This window comes from Tautonia rosea (assembly GCF_012958305.1).
Classification (GTDB): domain Bacteria; phylum Planctomycetota; class Planctomycetia; order Isosphaerales; family Isosphaeraceae; genus Tautonia; species Tautonia rosea.
This window is the reverse complement of the sequence record NZ_JABBYO010000008.1, coordinates 294,124-314,039: the sequence shown is the minus strand read 5'-3', so window position 1 is coordinate 314,039 and position 19,916 is coordinate 294,124. Positions and strand designations below refer to the sequence as shown.

The 19,916-nt window shown below is 64.9% G+C and carries 23 protein-coding genes; 7 read left to right on the top strand and 16 right to left on the bottom strand.

Annotated features, from left to right (window positions below; translation table 11 throughout):
• Positions 1-185: 185 nt before the first annotated feature.
• Positions 186-1,067, bottom strand: coding sequence for a LysR family transcriptional regulator (locus tag HG800_RS16330; protein WP_169977690.1), 882 nt, complete (start codon positions 1,065-1,067; stop codon positions 186-188).
• A 154-nt stretch (positions 1,068-1,221) separates the two neighbouring features.
• Here HG800_RS16330 and HG800_RS16325 point away from each other — a divergent pair, with 154 nt between their 5' ends.
• From HG800_RS16325 to arsM, 6 genes are all read left to right on the top strand, one after another.
• Complete coding sequence (locus HG800_RS16325) at positions 1,222-1,749, top strand: peroxiredoxin (RefSeq protein ID WP_206352305.1); 528 nt, start codon at positions 1,222-1,224, stop codon at positions 1,747-1,749.
• A gap of 87 nt (positions 1,750-1,836) precedes the next feature.
• Positions 1,837-2,016, top strand: coding sequence for a hypothetical protein (locus HG800_RS16320; RefSeq protein ID WP_169977689.1), 180 nt, complete (start codon positions 1,837-1,839; stop codon positions 2,014-2,016).
• Between the two features lie 97 nt (positions 2,017-2,113).
• Positions 2,114-2,656, top strand: coding sequence for a carboxymuconolactone decarboxylase family protein (locus tag HG800_RS16315; RefSeq protein WP_169977688.1), 543 nt, complete (start codon positions 2,114-2,116; stop codon positions 2,654-2,656).
• A gap of 175 nt (positions 2,657-2,831) precedes the next feature.
• Positions 2,832-3,203, top strand: coding sequence for an ArsR/SmtB family transcription factor (locus HG800_RS16310; RefSeq protein WP_169977687.1), 372 nt, complete (start codon positions 2,832-2,834; stop codon positions 3,201-3,203).
• An 87-nt stretch (positions 3,204-3,290) separates the two neighbouring features.
• A complete protein-coding gene (locus HG800_RS16305; RefSeq protein ID WP_169977686.1) occupies positions 3,291-3,956 on the top strand; it encodes a hypothetical protein in 666 nt (221 codons plus the stop codon).
• 46 nt (positions 3,957-4,002) lie between these two features.
• Positions 4,003-4,899 carry an arsenite methyltransferase gene (gene arsM, locus HG800_RS16300; protein ID WP_169977685.1) on the top strand — a complete coding sequence of 299 codons (897 nt, stop codon included), beginning with the start codon at positions 4,003-4,005 and terminating at the stop codon, positions 4,897-4,899.
• Positions 4,900-4,977: 78 nt separating this feature from the next.
• Here the strand turns inward: arsM and HG800_RS16295 are convergent, their stop codons facing one another.
• From HG800_RS16295 to HG800_RS16265, 7 genes are all read right to left on the bottom strand, one after another.
• On the bottom strand, positions 4,978-6,585 hold the full coding sequence (locus tag HG800_RS16295) for an ArnT family glycosyltransferase (protein ID WP_169977684.1): 1,608 nt from the start codon (positions 6,583-6,585) through the stop codon (positions 4,978-4,980).
• 229 nt (positions 6,586-6,814) lie between these two features.
• Positions 6,815-7,558 (bottom strand): hypothetical protein, encoded by a 744-nt coding sequence (locus HG800_RS16290; RefSeq protein WP_169977683.1) that lies wholly within the window; start codon positions 7,556-7,558, stop codon positions 6,815-6,817.
• Complete coding sequence (locus HG800_RS16285) at positions 7,555-9,486, bottom strand: heavy metal translocating P-type ATPase (RefSeq protein ID WP_169977682.1); 1,932 nt, start codon at positions 9,484-9,486, stop codon at positions 7,555-7,557. The genes HG800_RS16290 and HG800_RS16285 overlap by 4 nt, the downstream gene beginning before the upstream one ends.
• Before the next feature lie 57 nt (positions 9,487-9,543).
• Positions 9,544-10,833 (bottom strand): hypothetical protein, encoded by a 1,290-nt coding sequence (locus HG800_RS16280; protein WP_169977681.1) that lies wholly within the window; start codon positions 10,831-10,833, stop codon positions 9,544-9,546.
• Positions 10,834-11,006: 173 nt separating this feature from the next.
• Entirely contained in the window at positions 11,007-11,132 is a 126-nt protein-coding gene (locus tag HG800_RS26970) for a TOBE domain-containing protein (RefSeq protein ID WP_206352304.1), read from the bottom strand.
• Positions 11,133-11,233: 101 nt separating this feature from the next.
• Positions 11,234-11,959, bottom strand: a complete 726-nt coding sequence (locus HG800_RS16270) for a hypothetical protein (protein ID WP_169977680.1) — start codon at positions 11,957-11,959, stop codon at positions 11,234-11,236.
• Positions 11,960-11,985: 26 nt separating this feature from the next.
• Positions 11,986-12,966 (bottom strand): DUF1559 domain-containing protein, encoded by a 981-nt coding sequence (locus HG800_RS16265; RefSeq protein ID WP_169977679.1) that lies wholly within the window; start codon positions 12,964-12,966, stop codon positions 11,986-11,988.
• A gap of 61 nt (positions 12,967-13,027) precedes the next feature.
• Here HG800_RS16265 and HG800_RS16260 point away from each other — a divergent pair, with 61 nt between their 5' ends.
• Positions 13,028-14,104, top strand: coding sequence for a substrate-binding domain-containing protein (locus HG800_RS16260; RefSeq protein WP_169977678.1), 1,077 nt, complete (start codon positions 13,028-13,030; stop codon positions 14,102-14,104).
• Between the two features lie 85 nt (positions 14,105-14,189).
• Here HG800_RS16260 and HG800_RS16255 read toward each other — a convergent pair whose 3' ends face one another.
• From HG800_RS16255 to HG800_RS16220, 8 genes are all read right to left on the bottom strand, one after another.
• A complete protein-coding gene (locus tag HG800_RS16255; RefSeq protein ID WP_169977677.1) occupies positions 14,190-14,714 on the bottom strand; it encodes a hypothetical protein in 525 nt (174 codons plus the stop codon).
• Between the two features lie 24 nt (positions 14,715-14,738).
• Positions 14,739-15,617, bottom strand: a complete 879-nt coding sequence (locus HG800_RS16250; protein WP_169977676.1) for a tetratricopeptide repeat protein — start codon at positions 15,615-15,617, stop codon at positions 14,739-14,741.
• Positions 15,618-15,888: 271 nt separating this feature from the next.
• A complete protein-coding gene (locus HG800_RS16245; protein WP_169977675.1) occupies positions 15,889-16,494 on the bottom strand; it encodes a PIN domain-containing protein in 606 nt (201 codons plus the stop codon).
• 235 nt (positions 16,495-16,729) lie between these two features.
• Positions 16,730-17,188, bottom strand: a complete 459-nt coding sequence (locus HG800_RS16240; protein WP_169977674.1) for a DUF29 domain-containing protein — start codon at positions 17,186-17,188, stop codon at positions 16,730-16,732.
• A 223-nt stretch (positions 17,189-17,411) separates the two neighbouring features.
• On the bottom strand, positions 17,412-17,882 hold the full coding sequence (locus HG800_RS16235; protein WP_169977673.1) for a hypothetical protein: 471 nt from the start codon (positions 17,880-17,882) through the stop codon (positions 17,412-17,414).
• A 385-nt stretch (positions 17,883-18,267) separates the two neighbouring features.
• Entirely contained in the window at positions 18,268-18,573 is a 306-nt protein-coding gene (locus HG800_RS16230; protein ID WP_169977672.1) for a type II toxin-antitoxin system RelE/ParE family toxin, read from the bottom strand.
• A gap of 8 nt (positions 18,574-18,581) precedes the next feature.
• On the bottom strand, positions 18,582-18,812 hold the full coding sequence (locus HG800_RS16225; RefSeq protein WP_169977671.1) for an addiction module protein: 231 nt from the start codon (positions 18,810-18,812) through the stop codon (positions 18,582-18,584).
• A gap of 187 nt (positions 18,813-18,999) precedes the next feature.
• Positions 19,000-19,863: a response regulator gene (locus HG800_RS16220; RefSeq protein ID WP_169977670.1), complete on the bottom strand. Its 864-nt coding sequence runs from the start codon at positions 19,861-19,863 to the stop codon at positions 19,000-19,002.
• Positions 19,864-19,916 lie beyond the last annotated feature (53 nt).

The window sequence follows — 19,916 nt, the reverse complement described above, 5'->3', positions numbered from 1 at the left end:
ACAGAGCTATTGGGGACACAGAGCTATTGGGGACATTCTACGTTTTCCTAGTCCGAAGTCCGCAAAGTCGATGGATTCCACAGATAAAGTCTCGTAGGGTGTGTCGCGATGACACACCCAATTAGGGGAGGTGCGTCATCGAGGGCTCGACACACCCTACGAGAATCAATCATTTCTTGAAGGGATCAGCCAGGACGGTAGGCGAGGAGGAGTTCCAGGAAGGCGCGGGCGAGGCGGGTCTGGTAGCGGTCGGGGTTCCAGCAGGCGGCAATGGTGCGGCGGGGGCGGTCGCCGAGCATGGAGCGGTAGGAGCGGTGGGGGCTGGCATCGACACGGCGAGCCATCTCGGGGACGAACGAGACGCCGTGGCCGAGGGCGACGAGCTCCTGGACGGTCGCAAGCTGGCCGGTCTTGCCGGTGCTGATCGGCTGGACGGCGCGTTGCTGGCAGAAGCTGCGGATGTGGTCGGAGAGGCAATGCCCCTCGCCGAGCAGGACGAACGGCTCGCCCCGGACGGCGTCGAGCGGCACGGCGTCGAGCCGGGCAAGCGGGTGGTCGGCCGGAAGGGCGAGGACCAGCTCCTCCTCGAACAGGGGCTCGACCTCGAGCGAAGGCGGGGCCTCGGCCGGGAGGGCGAAGACGCCGACGTCGATCTCGCCGCGCTGGCAGCGCCGGAGGAGGGTCTCGGTGACTTCCTCATCGACCTGGACTGAGGCCCCCGGATGCTCCCGGCGGTACTCGCGGAGCACGGGGGGGAGCAGGAACGGGGCGATCGTCGGGATCGCCGCCACGACCACCCGGCCGGCCCGGCCGTCGTCGAGCAGCTCGCGGCGGGTGTCATCGGCCAGGGCGAGGATGCGCTCGGCCCGGGGTAGGAGGAGGAGGCCGGCCTCGGTCAGGCGGACCGTCCGTCCGGCACGCTCCAGGACCGGCCGGCCCAGCTCGGCCTCAAGCCGGGCCATCTGCTGGCTGAGCGCCGGCTGAGAGACCCCCAGCTCCTCGGCCGCCTTCGTAAAGCTGCCCAGGTCGGCGATTTTCAGGAACGAGCGAAGCTGGACGATATCCATAAGCAAAGTTTATCAAACCGATCGGGAAAATCCATTCGACTTATCGAACTGGATCTCCTATAACTTGAGCAAGAAGGACGCGCCGCGAACAGGCGTCGGGCCGGGGGGACCGGCCGATCGTGTTTTGCCACATGCGATGCGGAGGAAGGGTGCCGTGCTGACCGTTGGACAGAGCTTCCCGAAGTTTCAAGCCCACGGCTGCGTGGGGGCTGCGAAGGACAGCCTGACGACCTTTGACAACAACTCATTCCGGGATCAGTGGATCGTCTATTTCTTTTATCCGAAAGACTTCACGTTTGTATGCCCGACCGAGATTGCCGAGTTCAACAAGCGGCTCGGCGAGTTCAAGGATCGCGACGCGATGGTTGTGGGCGGCAGCACGGATAACGAGTTTAGCCACCTGGCCTGGTGCCAGTCGCACGAGGACCTGAAGGGGCTAAAGTACCCGCTGATTGGCGCCCAGAAGCTGGCCGCCGACCTGGGGATTTTGCACCCCGAGGAAGGGGTTTGCCTGCGAGCGACGTTTATTGTCGACCCTGAGGGGACGATCCAGTTCGCCACGGCGAATGGCCTGTCGGTGGGCCGGAACGTCGACGAGATCGTCCGGGTGCTCGACGCCTTGCAGTCGGGCGAGCTTTGCCCGTGCAACTGGAAGAAGGGTGAAGAGACGATCAAGGTCTGATTCGCGAATGAACGCCTCTTCACTCAGCACCTGTTCCCTCGCTCGCTTGTGAGGAGAACGGGTGGCCGAATACTGAGTGAGGGGGCCGTGACGTCATCGCCAGGCCTGGCGATCCGGACGAAGACCCCTCGCCCCGATTGCGGGGCGAGTGAGCAAGAACTCAACCCGCGCGAGCGAGCGACAAGCCCGTTCGTTCTGTCTCCTGACTCGTGGGAGCGGGTGGCCGAAGGTCGGGTGGGGGTGGGGGGCTGGAGGCTCAACACGTGAGTCTGGCGGACAGAATGATGCCTGCGGTTCGCGCCCGCACGGCACGGCTCGCACCGTGGTGTTCGGGTGGCAGACGTTTCTCGGGAGGCTTTTGACCATGTCGCTGCTTGATCCGATCAAAGAATCGCTCGGTGATGACACCAAAGATCTGCGCCTGAATCTTGGCTCGGTGCTCGGCGGTGGAAGTCTTGATGCGAAGCAGCGGTACACGGTGGCGTTGACCTCGGCGTTGTTCCTGAATGATTCGGAACTGGCAGAGGCGATCGCTGACGACGGCCGTGAGGCGCTCGACGACGCCGCGATTGCTGATGCGAAGGCGGCCGCGGCGATCATGGCGATGAACACGACGTATTACCGCTTCCGCCACATGGTGGGAAAGGACGCTTACCAGCATCGGCCTGCCGGCCTCCGGATGAGCCGGATGGCTCGGCCGGCGACCGACAAGACCACGTTCGAACTGGCCTCGCTGGCCTGTGCGGCCCTGGCAGGTTGTGAAGCGTGCATTAAGGCACATGAAGAAGCCTTGATCAAGGAAGGCGCCGGCGAGGACAAGGTGCACGACGCCGTCCGGATCGCCGCCGTTGTCCGGGGCTTTCAGACCGCCCGGCTCGCCAGCAAGACCCCGACGGCGTCGGCCTGATCCTCGGATCGGTCCGACGGCATCGGCCATGCCCCCCGACGATGGGGTCATGCAAGGGGAATCGTCTCGGTCAATGTCGACCGTGGCCGATTCCCCTTGACCTTGAATGAAGGGTCGGCGTACATTCGGGAATGTGAATTGAGTACATCTCGGAGTTCCGGAACGCGGCCGACCGATGAACCCCACGATCACCGACGCCTCGCCGACCCTGGCCGAATCGACGGCGCTGTTCAAGGCGTTTGCCGATCCGGTGCGACTGCGGCTCTTGAACCTACTCGTCGGCGATCGCGAGGTCTGCGTCTGCCACCTGCACGAGGCGCTCGGCTTGCCACAACCGACGGTTTCGCGTCACCTGGCCTCGCTTCGCACGCTCGGTCTGGTCGTGGGGCGCAAGGAAGGGCTCTGGGTGCATTACCGCCTGGCAAGGCCACGATCGAGCCTGCACCGCACGTTGATTGAGAGTCTCGGCGCGTGCCTTGGCCCGATTGAGCTGCTGCGCGAAGATCGAAGGAGGCTCGATCGGCTCATCGCATGTTGCAGCAGATAAGTCTCTTTTTTTGCGTTTTTATATTCGGCTTGACGAATACGCCTCAACCGCCCGCGACCCTGACCACCGGGACCGATCATGACCGGAATGTCCGCTCGCCGACCGTTGCTGATTCCGGCCGTTGCTGCGTATGTCGAGCATCTTGCTGGTGAGGAGGCGCGGATCGCTCACCCGGAGATGGCCGAAGCGCTGGGCTCGTGGATTGCGAGGAATCGGGAGAGGGGCAAGGCCTCGCCAGTGATCGTGGTCTGCACCGGGAACAGTCGGCGGAGCATGCTGGGATCAACGATGGGAAACATCATCGCAAGTTTTGTCGGGTATTCTGAGGTCCGATTCTCCAGCGGAGGGACGAGCCCGACCGCGTTCAACCCTCGGACGATTGCGGCCTTGCGTGCCATTGGTCTGGTGATCGAGCCGACGGGAGTCGAGCGCGATCGGGAAGAGTCGATGGAGTCGAACCCGGTCTACCGAGTGCGGTGGGGGACCGTCGCCGGAAACCCGGAAACCGAGGCGATTGAGTTTTCGAAACGTTATGATGATGCAAGGAATCCCCGATCGGGGTTTGCGGCCCTGATGGTGTGTGACGAGGCGGACGCCGGTTGCCCGGTGGTGCCCGGGGCTTCGATCCGGCTGTCGATTCCCTTCGCCGACCCGAAAGAGGCGGACGGAACTCCCGAGGAATCGGCTCGCTACGCGGAGCGCCGCGATGACCTCGGCCGATGGATGTTTCACGCCTTGACCAACGTTCGGTAACTCTCATTCAAATGCATCCGCATTCTTTTCATTGGGAGAAAACATCATGTCGGAAACCGTGACCCAGGCGGTGAAAGCCAAATATGGATCGGTGGCGGGTTTCGGCCTGTCGAGTGATCAGCAAGGGGTACGCGCGGTGGCCGAGGCGTTCGGCTACTCGGCGGAGGAATTGGCCTCGATCCCGGGCGAGGCAAATATGGGCCTCTCGTGCGGCAATCCGACGGCGACGGCCAACCTGCGCGAGGGGGAGGTGGTGGTGGACCTCGGCTCGGGAGGGGGGCTCGATGTCTTGCTCGCCGCGAAAAAAGTGGGACCGGCTGGCAAGGCGATCGGCATCGACATGACCCCCGAAATGATTGCGTTGGCCGAACGCAACGCGGCAAAGGCCGGGGCGACGAACACCGAGTTCCACCTGGCCTCGATCGACGCCCTGCCTCTGCCTGACGCTTCGGTGGATTGTGTTATCAGCAACTGCGTGATCAACCTCGCTCCGGACAAGTCCGCCGTGTTTCGCGAGATTGTCCGCGTGTTGAAGCCCGGTGGTCGGCTGGCCGTAAGTGATATCGCCCTGAAGCAGGAGCTTCCGGAGGCGCTCGGGAACGATCTGATGGCCTATGTCGGCTGCATTGCCGGAGCGGTGCTCATTCCTGAATATCGGCAGATGCTGCTTGACGCCGGGTTCTCGGCCGTTGAGGTGGTGGACACCGGGGCCGACCTGAACGCGTATGCCAAGGTCGAGAATCAGGCCGCCTGCTGCCCCCCTCCGGCATCGGCTCCCGCGGGAGCCTTGCCGATCGCCGAGACCGGATGCTGCTCACCCGCGCCCTCGGTGGCTCCGGACGATGCGGCCTTTCACGATCGTCTGGCCGAACTGCTGCGCCAGTACAATGTGAACGACTACGCTGCCAGCGTCCGTGTCTTCGCCTTGAAGCCTCAGGAATAGCGCTGATGCTCACTCCTCAACATACTCCTCGCTGTTGTCAAGAGTGATTGAGTGAATGAGCAAGCGCGCATTGGCTTATCATTTTGGCTCGGCATGAGGCTGGCGATCGCCGGGGGAGGATAGATCGCCGACCGCGAGCCGGTCGGAAGGTGTCGGGGAGACGTGAAAGAGGGCGTAAGTGCGGTCCCAGCGGTGGGAAGGGCCTCGGGTCAGCTCGGTGATCGGGCCGAGGGAATCGATCGAAGGCAGGTCGCGGTCTCGGGCGATGAAGGTGAAGGGGCCGGAGCAGGGGGGGTTCGCGGCGAGGCGATCGGGACCGGAAAGCCACTGAGCAGGGCGATCGAGATAAAACAGGCGGACGGCCAGATCGGACGGAATCGGGCCGAAGGGGGTGGGATACGGCAGACGATCCCAGGGGTCGGGGCCGTCCCAGTCGTAGAGCAAGACGAGCGGTTCATCAGGGGGAGCCTGGCGGGCAGCCTCGGCGTACCAGGACCACTCGCGCCCTCGGTGATCGACCTGGGGTAGAATGAGCATGTGAATGATCGCCACGACCACGCCGATGGTGCCGAAGAGGCCGACGGAGGCGCGTCGGAGGCGATCGGGCGACCAGCCTCGGCGCGTCTGGAGACGATCACCGAGGCGAACAAGTCCGAGCGCCGCCCAGACGGACCAGGGGGGCAGGGCGTGGATGAGGTAGTGGCCGTTGCGGACCGAGGCCATCGAGAGCAGGAGCGTGGGGATGAAGGCCCAGGCCCAGAGCAGGCGGTCGGGGCCGCCGGGCTCAAGACGACCTCGGCGCAGCGAATGCCAGGCGCCGACCAGAGCGAAGGGGGTCCACGGCAAGGTCTGAAGAATTGGCGTGAGCAAGAACGCCCCGATCGGTTGCCCGGCGAACCGGCGAGGCTCGGCGGCGAGGCGATCGGTGACGTGCCCGAGCCAGAGCGAGACGGCGTCGGGGTATCGGCTTGCGACCGCCAGGGGCCAGGCAAGCGCGAGCAAGGCGGCCAGGCACCAGCCGGTCGGCCAGCAGAGCCGGAGCAAGGCGCGGCGGTCGCGGTCCCAGAGAAGCAAGGCCCCCAGTGACGCCATCGCCAGGACCGCGCCAAAGCCGATCCCCTTGACCAGACTGGTGCCGCCCAGCAGGGCGAAGAAGGCCCATTGCCAGGATCGGGCGGATCGGGGGTCGGAAGCGGTCCGCAGGCGGTCGGCGGCGATCAGGGTGGCAGCGACAAGTAGAGCCAGGAGCATGTCGGCATCGGCCAGCCGCCCGCGCTGAATGGACCAGGAGGTGGTCAACTGAACGCTTCCGGCGAGGAGGCCGATGGTTCTCCCAAAGCGTCGGGCGGCGAAGCAGGCGACCAGCCCGGCCAGGGAGGCGGCGGCCAGGGCGGAGGGAACGCGGCTCGAGGTTTCGGTGACACCCCCCGCCACCCAGGAGCAGAGAGCCACCAGCCAGTGAGCGAGGGGGGGCTTCTCCAGCCAGGGAAGACCTCCGAGGGTCGGCACGAGCCAGTCGACCGCCGCGTCGGACGCAAGCAGCTCGCGAGCCCCCTGGGCGACAATCGCCTCGTGATAGGTCAATCGGCGCGCATCGCCGAGCCCCATGCCCAGTACGAGCACGGCCAGGAGCCCAAGCAGCCCGACCCATCGGTCGGCTCGGCCCAACTGGTGTGATCGTGCCATGACAGTGGCCTCCCTTGCCGATCTCGGGCCGCATCGGATCGAGACCCAACTCCTTGCGGCGGGATCATACGCCACCCTGGCGTTCCCGGGAAGGCGAAGAGCAGAGGCACGACTTACGCGTGTTACGCACAAATCGCGACGTAAAACACGTAAATTCTGGACACGATTCCGGCAATGGCCGTTGAGGACGATGGTCTCGGATCGACCTGGGAATCGAATCCGTTGAACGTCACTCGCGTGACGACCGATGCTCAATCATCCGGTTCAGGATGGTCCACTGAACACTTCGCTCCTCGATCCGGTGCATCCGGGCGGTCGTGTTGGAGACGTTGACGGCATCGGGATCGCCCGGGCGTTGCTCGTCGAACCAGCGGAGTGCCTCGGCCCGCTCGATCGCCTCGACCGTTGCCTCGGCCCAGAACCAGCTGCTCTGCTTGTGGCGTGGGGTCAGGAAGAACACGTCGTCCGGTTCAGGGGCGGCCATGATCCGCGAGAGGGTGTACCAGACGGCCAGGGTCGCAAAAAGGCGAGCCTGGATCTCGCAATACCGAGGGTTGTAGGAGAAGTTGGCCTCGGCCTCCGCCACCCACTCGGCGTGCCAGGCGACCTGGAGCAGGTCGGCAACCTCGGCGCGGGCGGTGTCGAGGTCTTCGATTCTCGCACGTCCCGAGGCGAACCGCTCAGCCACCTCAAGGGCGCGATGAGCCCGATTATCCTCGATCACGTGCCAGATCCGTCGGCAGCAGGCGCAGGCGAATCGGCGGACCAGATCATCGCCGAGTCCGGAACAGCGGGCATCAATCTGGGATGAGAATCCCTCGAAGGATGGCATGAAGAAAGGACGGATCGAGCCGTTATCAATGTGGGAATGGGATTCGGGAACCGTGTCCGTCCATGACGAGCCATAAACAGGCTCAAGGGGCTGATAGGTCTTCGTCTGGGAGTGAAGCGATCGCGTATTGAGGATCGTCATCTCGCCGAAGCGCCGGGTTCGGCATCGAAATCGGTCAAATGGACGGGTGGAAAGGCCACACGCAACGCATTCACAACGGCGAGTACGTCGATGACTTCCTGAACGATCGCCCCGGCCACGGGGGGGAGATAGCCGAAGGCAGCGAAGATCATGCCGACGAGGCTCAGGGCCATGCCACCGACGGCACTCTGGAGGATGATCCGTCGCAGACGTTTGCTAATGTGAAAGAACTCGTCAACCTTGGACAGGGAGGTGTCGAGGATGACGGCGCCGGCGGCCTCGGCCGTGATGTCGCTGTTCTGGCCGAAGGCGATGCCGACGGTCGCCTCGGCCAGGGCGGGGGCGTCGTTGATGCCGTCGCCGAGAAAGACGGTGGGGGCTCGTGAGGTCTCGTTCCGGACGATTGCTACTTTTTGCTCGGGGGTTTGCGAGGCGAAAACCTCGCCGATGCCGACCCGGTCGGCCAGGTAGCGGACCTCCGACTCCCGGTCGCCGGAGACGATCAAGACGCGGTCAAACTGGTGTTTCGGCCCCAGGTGCTCGATGAACGAGGCACCCTCGCGCCTCGGCTCGTCGCGAAAGCGGAAGACGGCGGCGAAGCGGTCGTCGATCGCAGCCACGCACTCCATTCCCCCGGACATGGGAGGAAGGTGGGGTTCGGCCTCGGGATCGAGCGCAAGCAATTGCTTACGTCTACAAATCCGAACGGAATGACCCGCGACCGATCCGAGCAAGCCCTGGCCGGGGCGCTCCTCGACCTGCGAGGCGTCGGAGAGGTCAAGGAGTCGGCCTCGGGCCTCGTTCAAAATCGCGCCGGAGAGCGGGTGCTTCGAATAGCGTTCCAGACTGGCGACGAGGTGGAGGATGGCGTCCTCAGACAGATCCATGACCGGGGAGACGTCGATTGCCGTCAAGCGGGGGGCGCCGTACGTGAGGGTTCCCGTCTTGTCGAAGATGGCGGTGCGGCAGGTATCAATGGCTTCCAAAACGGCCGGGTCTTTGATGATGATCCCGCGACGTGCCGACAGCGAGATGGCGCCGATGATGCCGACCGGAATGCCAATCAAGAGCGGGCACGGCGTGGCCACGACCAGGACGGCCAGGAACCGCACCGCATCACCGCTGAGGAGCCAGGCGAGCAGGGCGATGGCCACGGCGAGGGGAGTGTAGAGCGCGCCAAGGGAGTCGCCCAGCCGTCGAATGCGGGGGCGGCGCTGTTCGGAGGCGCGCATCACCTCCATGATTTTCGCATATCGGGAATCAATGGCTAGTTTATCGGCCCGGATGGTCAGGGCCGACTCGCCGTTGATGGCCCCGGAGATCACCGATGAACCGGGGGCCTTCGACATCAGGTACGGTTCGCCGGTCAGGAACGATTCATCCATGGTTCCGTGACCGGTGATGACTTCGCCGTCGACCGGGCAAATCTCGTGCGGAAAGACGACCAGCTCGTCGCCGACGGCGACCTCGTCGAGTGCCACATCGGCCACCGAGCCGCCCTCGGGGGCTTTGCGGTGGGCAATTGAGGGCATTCGCCTTGCGAGTGCTTCGAGGACCGATGAGGCGCTGCGCACGGCATAGGCCTCGATCGCCTCGCCGCCGGAGAGCATCAAGACGACCAGGGCTCCGGCGAGGTATTCCCCGAGCAAGACCGCCGTGATGATCGAGATGCCCGCCAGCAAGTCCGAGCCGAACTCGCGGCGGAGCATCTTCGAGAGCAGTTCCAAGACCAGAGGGACACCGCCAAAGAGCAAGGCGGCCAGCAAGGGCCAGCGCTGGGCGGGAATCCCCCAAGCGGTTGCACTCGTGTTGATTCCGAACCGTAAGACCAGATGCGTTGCGATCATGGCCACGGTGAAGACGGCGATGACGGTTGAGGATCGGCTTACGCGATCGGAAATCGGTTCGGTCGGATCGGGGGGGGTCATGGGGAACGCTCAGGCCGGGCTCGGCCTCGGGTGGTGTGGGGGTGAGGGTTGCGGGCGTTACTCGTCCGCAGGGAAGCCGAGCAAGGCTCGGCCGGCGGCGATGGAACGGGCCGAAGGGGCCCTCGGGTCGTCTTCGACGGCAAGCTCCCAGCAACAGTGAAGCGCGTAGATGTTTTCCGGGGTCATGCTCGGCGATGTTTCCCCGAACAGGGAGAAGGTGATCGAGCCGACGAGGCCGACCCCTTCGGTGGCGGGCTGATCGGGTGCGGTCGGGTGGTATCGGTAGTGAAAGAGCCAGAGCCGTTTCATGTCGTTGGCCGGCGGCCAGAGCAGTTCCCGCGTGTCGAACAGGGAAATTTCGTCGGGAGGACGGCCGAACTCCATCGGGTGCCCGAGCCAGTCGACCATCTTGGCCATTGCCTCGAAGTTCGGCTCGTGGGCGCGGGGGGGAACGGCCTCGTGCCGGTCCAGCTCCTGTAAATAGAGCCGGGCCTGAAGGCTGTGGTTGACGTCCATGCAGAGCCGACCGAGGAAGCGAATGCCCGCCTCGCTGCCGAGCTTCGCCGCGGCCCAGGCCCCTTCCATCTGCACGCCGGTCGAGGGGTGGTCCATCGCCAGGGCCATCAAGGGCTGCCTGGCGCTCGGGTCGAGAAACGGCAAGGCCGCCGCGGCGCTCTGAGCCTGGGAAAAGGATTCCGGGTCGGAGTTCCTCAGCAAGCCGACCAGCCGATCGATTCCTTCGGGTGAGTCAAACGGGTGATCATCAATGAACCCTTCGCGGGCCAGGGTGTTGGCGAAGTCGAGATAGGTGATCCCCGCGAAGCCGGAGGGAAGCGGTTCGCGCAGGCGGTCGCAAAGGGTCAACCGGAGGGGGTGCTGCGCGTCGAAGGTCCGGAAGATGACTTCCCAGAGGAAGGCCTCGTCGACGCCGGGACGGCGGGCGGCCTCGGCAATCGGGTCGATCGCCTCGGGCACGCGATAGAGGCCGAGGACCTTCAGGGCGAAGGCGATGACCTCGCGCCGCGAGGGGGTGGATGCCTCGGGGGATCGCAACAGAGCGGTCACGATCGCCACCAGCCGAGGGATCCCCCGCTCGGCGATGACCTCGTAGGCTTCTCGCGTCTCGATCCCTTGCAAGATTCCGAGCACGGCATGCAGGGGGGACCGGGTTGTCTGGTCGTCCGGATCGGGTTCAGGAGGAAGGCGGTCGAGAGCCTCGCACAGGGCCTGGGCATCGTCGGCGGTGCGCAGGGGGTAATCCCCCAGCTCGTGGATCGACGCGGCGAGGTTTGATCCGGGCTCAAGGCCGCGGGTGATTGCATCGCGGAGCGGTGATTGGCTCATCATCAACGGCTGCACAGCGGAGGGAATGGCGGTTACTGGAACGCGGAGACGGCAATTGTGCCCTCCATTCTATCGTCAACCGCCCCGGCAATGGCACCCGGTTGGGGGTCGAGTCCCTCGGACGCCGGTCTTGGCGACGCCAATTCCCGAGACGCCGATGATCTTGGGCAGACCGATCATGACATGTCGATCATGACCTCGGTCGACGTGATGACCGCGTTGAGGTGGTCTCCCACCTGAAGGCCCAGGCGATCGGCCGAGCCTCGGGTGATCGCGGCCACGACCTCAGACGCCGGAGACATTCCTGAGGACCTCGGCTATCACGTCGCCGAGCTTCACGTCGTTTACGACCGCAGGCAGTTGGTTGCGGGCGCTCAGCCTTGGCCTCTTCCTTCCGTTTTCCTCAACGTCTTCGAGACGAAACAACGGCTGGGAGCGAGAGGATCGCCCCGTCCGGAAAGGTAATTTCGTCCACGTGGCCCGATTGGGAGCCGTCGGGCAGCCGGAAGTGCATGTGGACGACCTGGCCGGGCCCCATGAAGGTCTCGCCTCCTCGCCGGGCGAAGAAGCCGACGACCTGTACCCGTTGGCCACTCGCGTCGAAGACGTGCTTCGCCTTGCGGTGCTCCTGTTCGTTGTGAGGACGATCGCCGTTCTTAAACATGATATGATAGGTTAGCTGATCGCAATTGCCCTCGATGAGAAATGGTAGGGGACCATCGAGGTCCAGGCCCAGCTCGGTCGCCACGGCCTCGACCTGAGCGGCGATAGATATAAAGCCGTCGAGTTGGGTGGTCGTTTCGATTCGATGCCAGGCGGGGACCTGGGCAAAGGCCAGGAAGCAGGCGCCAAGGTTGAAGGTCGACGACGTCTCCGGTTGCCCATTGCGCAACACGGCAATCGTTGGCTCGGAGTCGATGATGGTGATCTCTCCCTTGAGCCCGACGACTGGTCCCAGGGCGTACAGGTGCGGGACGTTGGCGAGGTCGCTCAGGTGGATGTGGGCGGAGAGGTCGCCCTGGCCAAGCATGGTCCTTCGGTCCCCGACATGCCGGACCCAGAAGCCGCTGTCGCCGTCCGGGGGAATCACGAGAGCCAGCGCGGCGATCAGTGTCGGAAGTGTGTTCATCGTTCGATCCGTGCTCCGAGGGTCGGTCAGTAAGCGTCGGCCGAGACGACCTCGCCACCCTTTCGGGTAGCCAGGGCAGTCCAGGCGGCGGGGCCGACCGACTCCTTGACGAACTGGACATGGCCGTCGCAGAACAGGAGGTTCACGCCGCCCGGGTGGAAGCTGCGAGAGGCCTTCCAGCCCCGGCGGTGCGTGTGGATGCAGTCCGGGCGATCGTCGTTCGGCATGAGCATATGGTTGTACAGGGTGGAGTCCATCCGGCCGAGGGCCCAGGCGGCGTTGCGGTCTCCCGCCCAGGGTAAGGTGGAGGGAAAGCCGCAACGGTCGGGCGACGGCAGGTTCGTCGGCGGCATCTCGGTGCCGAGGTGGATGTACTGGACCTGGCGATCCCCCAGCCCGGCCGCGGAGACCGATCCCGAGCCGATGATCGACTCGCTCATCAGGGCCGTCTGCGACAGGCCGTCGCGGATCTGCGCGAAGGGGACGACGAATTGTGCAAGGACGACGCCGTCGGCATGGGGCGGGAAGAACGAGCCGGCGTCTCCCCTGCCCGAGCCCGAGTTGGCCACGTAATTCGTCGGCCGGTACTGCGGATCGATGACCAGCGAGCCGCCGCCGTCGCTCGGGCAGAGGAAGACAGAGACGAGCGTGGCCGTGGCGGTGGTGTTCTCGGGCCGAACGCCCGAGTTGGCGCTGAAGCGCAGCCCGAGGTCGAAGTTGATCGCGTTGAACAGGGCGTTCGCCTCAAGGTACGGGAAAACGCGGGCATGAGGGCTGAAGGTATAGATCGGCGACTGCGAGGCCGGCGGCAAGACTCCGTGAACGTCGTGATACTGGTGCAAGGCCAGGCCGAGTTGCTTCAGATTGTTGGTACACTGGGCGCGGCGGGCCGCCTCTCGGGCGGCCTGCACGGCAGGCAAGAGCAAGGCGATCAAGACGCCGATGATCGCAATGACCACGAGCAACTCGATGAGCGTGAACCCCGGTCGGATGCGGCCGTCCCTCATGATGCGGTCCTCCGGCGTCCCGCTGGCATTTGACACGATACTGTCGTAACTTGACACGATCATGACAAAGAGACACGAACCGGGCGGCCGCGTCAAGTCATTACGCCTGCTGCGGAGCTGGTCGCAGGCGGAGCTGGCCGATCGTGCCGGCATCTCCCGGACGGCGGTCAGCGCCGTCGAGATGGGCCGGCTCGTGCCGTCGGTCGCGGCGGCGTTATCGCTGGCGTATGCCCTCGGCTGCACCGTCGAGGAGCTCTTCGGCGTCGCGGAGCCGCCGGGGGGGCCGGAATGGGCCTGGCCACCCGGCCGCGATCCGTGCCGCTTTTGGAGGGCGGAGGTCGGGGGCCGGACCTTGCTCTACCCGGTCGAGGCCTCGCCGATGGGGTTCGTCGCCCACGACGGCATCTCCCGGGGAGGCCACCTGACCGAGGACGACGAGGACCCGAGGCGGACCCTGGTGCTGGCCTGCTGCGATCCCGCCGTCGGCCTGCTGGCCGACATCTATGCCCGGACGACCGGCGATCGCCTGCTGGTGCTCCCCCGATCCAGCGGCAAGGCCCTCGCGCTCTTGCAGGCCGGCCTCGTCCACGTCGCCGGGGTGCACCTGGCGGCCGCCGAGGAGGACGGCGGCAACGCCGAGGCGGTCCGTCAGCTCGTGTCCGATGACGTTACCCTGTTACGGGTCGCCCGATGGGAAGAGGGGGTGGCGTTGGCCCCCGGCGTTGCCGCCCGATCGGTGCGGTCGACCCTGGGATCGAAACTGACCTGGGTCGGACGCGAGACCGGCTCGGGGGCCCGCCGGTGCCTCGACGAGGTCCTGGCGGGCAGGCCCGCCCCCCGGCGGCTGGCCTACGACCACCGGGGCGTCGCCGAGGCGATCCGCTGCGGATGGGCCGAGGCGGGCGTCTGCCTGCGTCTGACCGGCGAGGAGGCGGGCTTGCAGTTCCTTGGGGTCCGCGTGGAGGGCTACGACCTCTGCTTCCCTCGGCGCTGGGAGGACGACCCCCGCATCCAGGCGCTCATCCGCGTCGTCCGTTCCGCGCCCTACCGGAGGCTGCTGGCGGAGTTGCCCGGCTACGACCCGACGGAGGCCGGGCAGGTCGAGCGGCTGGCTATCGGCCCTCGGGATACCCCGTGACGAGGCCCGGAGCCGGTGCGTGCCGTTTCTTCAGATCGTCAATCGCCCGACGGTGGCACCCGGTCGGCGCTGGACCGAGAGCCCCCTAGATGTTCCATCGCGAGAAGAACCCGATCCCGATCCCTCGGAAGCTGAGATTGAAGAAGATGCAGGCGGCCGACGCGGCGATGAACACCGAAAGCGCCAGGGTGCTTGCCACCGATCCCTCCCGGAGGAACGCCCAGAGGCAGACGGCCATCGGCACGATGATCGCCGTGGCAACAACCACGACAGATCGATCTCCTCTTGGCATCGAGACGAAGGGATCGAGCACGATCAGGGCCAGCATGACGGCAGTCAGGATGCATCGCAGTGCGATCAGCCTCCAGGCCCGGTGACGTCGGCGACGGCCCACCGATCCGATCGCGAGGGCGATCATCATCGCGGTGGCCGCCCCCGCGGCAATCCCCCAGGCCGTCACGATCCCCTCGGGCCGATCCGAGAGGATCCAGATCGACGCGATCCGCCCCCAGGCCATCCCCAGCAGGACAACCCCCAGGGGAAACACCGCCAGGCCGAGCCGTCGCAGGGACGTTTGAGGGGGGTCTCCCACCGGCATCGGGTCGTCCATCGGGTCCGGCTCCGTCGGTTCGCATCAGAGCACGAACGACAGCTTCCGGCGGTACTCGGTGGCGATCGGGTCGTCGGCGGGCAGCAGGTTGAAGACCGCGAGCATCGTCTGCCTTGCCTGCTCGCCGACGCCGTGGCGGTCGCGCTCAACGAGGTCGAGGCACACCGCCAGCGCCTCCTCGTTCTGGCCGGAGGCGGCGAGGGCCTCGGCCAGGCGGAAGCGGGCGTGCAGGTCGTCGGGGTTGGCCTCGGCCTCGGCGCGGGCCGAGGAGAGGTCGCCGGCGTCGGCCGCGGCGGCGTCGAGGGCGAGGCGAGCCTTGACGGCCTCGGCCTCGGGTTCGAGGTAACCCCGGCCTTCGAGCTGGGTGATCAGGGTGGCGGCCTCATCGGTTTTGCCCTGCGCTTCGAGCACGCGGGCCAGGCCGATTTTCGCCTTCACCTCTTTCGGGTCCAGTTCCAGCGCCTCGCGGTACTTCGCCTCGGCCGAGGGCGCATCGGAGGCTTCGAGCGCGGCGGCCTCGGCGGCAAGTGTCTGCGATGGTGTCGGCAGGAGGCGGTTGAGAAAGTCTCGAATCACGGCCTCGGACTGCAAGCCGACGAATCCGTCGACGATCTGCCCGTCCCTCAGGCCGAAGACCGCCGGAATTCCCTGCACGCCAAAGGCCGAGGCGATGTCCCCCAGTTGCTCCGTATCGGCTTTTACCAGGATGAACTTCCCTGCATACTCGTGCGCTAGCTTTTCCAGCAACGGGCCGAGCCTCCGGCACGGCCCGCACCACTCGGCCCAGAAGTCGACCACGACAGGCACCGACTTCGACCGCTCGATCACCTCTTGCTCGAAGCCCTCCCGGGTGGCGTCGATGACGAAGGCGGGTTCCTGGGTGTCGCTTTGCGGAGTACTCATGGCTGTTGGACCCGATGCGGAAGGTTCATTCCCCTCAATCCCCTCGCGATCCCGAAGGCCGAGGGCCCGGCGAGTGTCGCCCCTCCCCTCGCGATCCGAAGCCGTCTCGATAGAGACTCCCATTGTACCACCTCGCCGCCTGTTCCGGAGCACCCGAGGTTCCGGCTCTGACCCGAGTTTCTCCCTTGAAACCCCGGCCAGGCCAGATCAGGTCAGACCACACCACGACTTATGGTCAGCGTATTGATGACACCAGAAGCCAGCAAAGCAATCAGAGATCCCCTTCCGACAACGCATAAGAAACCCTCTCCTCGTGGATGCTGACAAAACCAAGTCGCTGCAATTCGCCGATCAATTCGGAAACATCCTTTTCTTCCAGTTGCTTTTGGAAGACGGCAGCCACGGTGTTCGTCAGCGTCTTGACCAGTTTCGGCCTGGCTGTGCCCCGCTTCTTCAGATCGGCGACCAGGACCGCGACCCGATCGGGAAGCGTCTTCGAGTTCGCCACCTTCAACAGGGGGATGGTTTCAATCGCCTTCGATCGAGCAATGCACACCTTCTTGGTCTTCAGATGCTGGACCAGGGGATCGAATCCCGTATCCTTGGAGATGATGTGAAAGAAGGCCGTGGGATCATTGGCCGCAAGAGAACCGATGTAGAAAGCGATATGGAAATCCAGCGCGTTCGCCCCACTGCCCGCCATCTTGATGTACTGGGCGCGTGCCCCGAGACGCTGCATCCCCTCGGCGATCTCGAACGAGACCTTCGTCTGATTGGCCCCCACGAACAGGAGCACCCTGAAGTGTTCGGCGTCGAGCCCATACAACGACTCGGGCTGGACGTTCTCGTAGTCAATGAGCACGTAGTTCCTGCGCACAGCGTGGTCCCAGGACGACGGTTGCGATCCCTCAGGAATTCCAGGGGGCCGTGGGACCGCTCCGAGGAGGCATCTCGATCTTCCCGGTCACCACACGGACACGCCCTATCACGACTCTAGACCACGGTCCCCGTTGGGGCGCATCGGCGACCTCCCCGTGTCCCCACCTCACGCGGCTGCGACCGCTCCGTCTCAACGCGGTGCTCTGACCATCTGACGCCTTGAGAACCGTCAATCAGGCCGGATCGCCCTCCGAATCCCGAGCGATCAGTTCATCCACCGTGTAGACACACGGAAACGGAAACGTGTCGATGGGCAGCTCGGTCTCTGCGGCGGCCTGTTCCCGGGCGTCCTGATAGGCTTCCGCAAGCGACGCGATCGCGTGATTCCGCAAGGTGCCGCTTTCCAGCAGCAGGCGGAGTTCTCGCCGCTGGGTCAGGATCGTCCCCCGCCACGAACCGGATCGCTTCTCCGGCTGGTGCTCCCACTTCAAGAGGTGGGTCAGCAACACCACCAGACGGCTGTAGACCTCGCGTCGATCGCGTCGAGCCATGTCCGAGAGATACTCGCTCAAATGCGCACAATCCAATTCATCAAACCGACCCTCTGCGACCAGTTGAGCCATCGTCTCCAGCCACGCCGTCTCGTCCTCATGGTAGAGCGACGGCAGCGCGCCCGCCATTTGATTCGACATCCCCCGTCCTCCCGCCTTCCGGGTCGCTTCGCTCCACGCTGCCTGATCGGCAGGATCTCATCCCCATTGTACCCGCCCCCACCACGTCGGGTCAGCCGATCGCCACCTCTCGATCCGTGTCGATCCCCCTCGCCGTGCCCCATCCCGAACCTGGTCGGGCCCCCCCACCCCTGCCACGGCCCCGTCCAAGGTGCGCTCGTGACAGCAGAGGCCATGAGAGCGATTAGCCGGGTTCGGCCGCCTCCCGCCGCAAACGATACTCGACACCTGTGGCAAGGACAAACCCGTCGACCCCACAGCTACCCATGACACGATAGCCTCGCACCCCACGGGAGGCCAGCTTCCGCGCCAGTTCCGAGCGATCGACGTAGTCGACGGCAGGCCAACCATGATTTTTGAGCCGGTCGAATCGCTCGGCCCACTGCTCGATGACCCCGCCTGGTGTGTCCTCCTGGATATCAAGGAGGATACTCGGCTCGGCCACGTTGTCGAAGTGGTGGGCGACGAGGCCGACGAACCGGATGTCGATCAGGGGGTAGGGCCCGGAGCCGTCGCGATACTGCGTGTGGAGGACGAGCCGATGCCTCTCCAAGTGGACCGCCAAGGCGTAGACGAAGTGATCGTGGACGTTCGGGATATCGGAGAAGCCGTCATCCCGAAAGCGGCAAGGGCTCCAGAGATGCGACTCCTCCAAGGGAAGCCTCCTCTGTCTCACCAGAATTCGATGAACGATTCTTCATGTTCTTCCACGAATACGAACGAACCATCCTGGAAAAATTCGACGGAAGGCCCGTCTCATCCCATCGGCCTGATTCTCCCGCCTGCTTTGCGTTGATGCAAGCACAATCAAGGCTTCGGCGGATCGTCGAGTGGCACGGGTGACCTCACCCGTGCGTTCCGCCTTCTTGGCGGTTCCAGGCTCGACACGTCCCTGAGCGGGTGCCAATGGGCGTCGCACTCGTGATCGATCACGCCAAGCCTGAATTCGACTGCCGGCGGTGGCGCGCGGGGTGGTCCTCCGAGCCAGGCATCCCGAGCACGAGTGAAAACACCAGGACCACCCGACGCAACAGCGGGGGTCAGGGATCTCCGACCGAGGGGAGCCGACGCCTCGACCAGTATCCAGGCCGCCGTTTCTGGTGAGCGATGGCGGCAATCCAGATCACGTCATCCAGCTCAACATAATAGATCGTGTACGGAAACCGCTGGAAGCGATGCTTCCGGGTTCCCTGATCATCGATCGGAGCAAACGTCCCCGGCATGCGGCGAATGCGGTCGAGTGTGGCTTCGAGGTCTTCGCGAAACGCGCGGCGCAGGCCGGCCTGCCGATCCTCGTAATACGCGATGGCATCGAGGACCTCGGCCTCTGCCTCGGCATGGATCATGAGCGGTTTCAAAGGTCACGCCCACGCAACTCCGACAAGAGATCATCGACCGACCGGCCTGTGGCGTTCCCCGAGCGGATCTCCGCCACCCTCCGAGAGGCTTCCCGATCCCATTCGGCCTCGATGACGTGTTCGGCTTCGGCATCCAGCGATGCCAGCAGGAAATGCGCCAGTTCCGCCCGCTCCGCCGGCGAGAGCGCCCCCAACTGGGCCTTCCATTGCTCGATGACGGAATTCACAAGCCCGTCCTCTCGATGACGAGGATCTCAATCGACCTCTGATCATGCTAACAGCGTCCCATACCCTGTTCAAGAATCGGCCATGCCCGTGGACCATTGCGTCGCAAATCCGTCGTGTGGCACGGGTGACCTCATCCGTCCGTGGCCGGACTCCGAACTCCGGTTGTTGGTGACCGACAGGTTCGGCTCAGTCCCCTTCGGGAAGCCCCACGGCGCCGGTCGATTCGAAGCGTTTGACGAGGGTGACTTCGTTCCCCTTGTCGTTGTAGCGGAACTCGTCGACGAGGCCGCGGGCGAGCATGATGCCGAATCCACCTTCGCGGATGCCCAGCTCGTTGCGGACGTCGAGGTGGGCGATCGGGTCGTCGACCTGGGCGGCGTGGGGGACGTGGCCGGGGTCGAAGCCGGGCCCCTGGTCGAGGATGATCAGGGTGACGTGATCGGGCTCGATCCGGTAGGTGATCCGGAGCATCAGCTCGGCGTCCTTGCGGTGGCCCCACTCGATCGCGTTGGAGCCCATTTCCATGACGGCCTGTTTCAGGTCCTTGATCTGCCGCTCGGTCAGGGGGGTATGCTCGTACAGGTCGGTGAGCATGTCGTTCAGCTCGGCGAGGTAATCCGTTTCGCTCCGGATGTCGAAGTGGATCTCGCCGGCGGTGCCGAGGGTCTTATGCTCTTCGCGCCAGGCGATGGCGCGGTCCATGGTTTCGAACAACTGATCGGGGGTGAAGGGCTTGGTCAGGTACTCGTTCGCTCCGACCCGAACGCCGCGGACGCGATTATTCTCGGTCTGAAGGGCCGTGACCATGATGATCGGGATCAGGTTCGTCGCCCGTCGGCGTTTGAGCCGGGCGCAGATCTCGTAGCCGTCGACGTCGGGCAGCATGACGTCGAGCAAAATCAGGTCCGGGTCGTGCTGATCGACGGCGTCGAGCACCGAAGCCCCGTCGAAGACCTGGACAGGTCGATCATTGCGGGCGCGAACGAGCTCGGCCATCAGGTCGTTGGCGTCGCGTTCGTCTTCGACAATTATTACGGTGCGCGGCGACATGGGCACGCGGTCCCCGACGTCCTTCGGGTCGTGATGACGGTCTGGCAGATGGG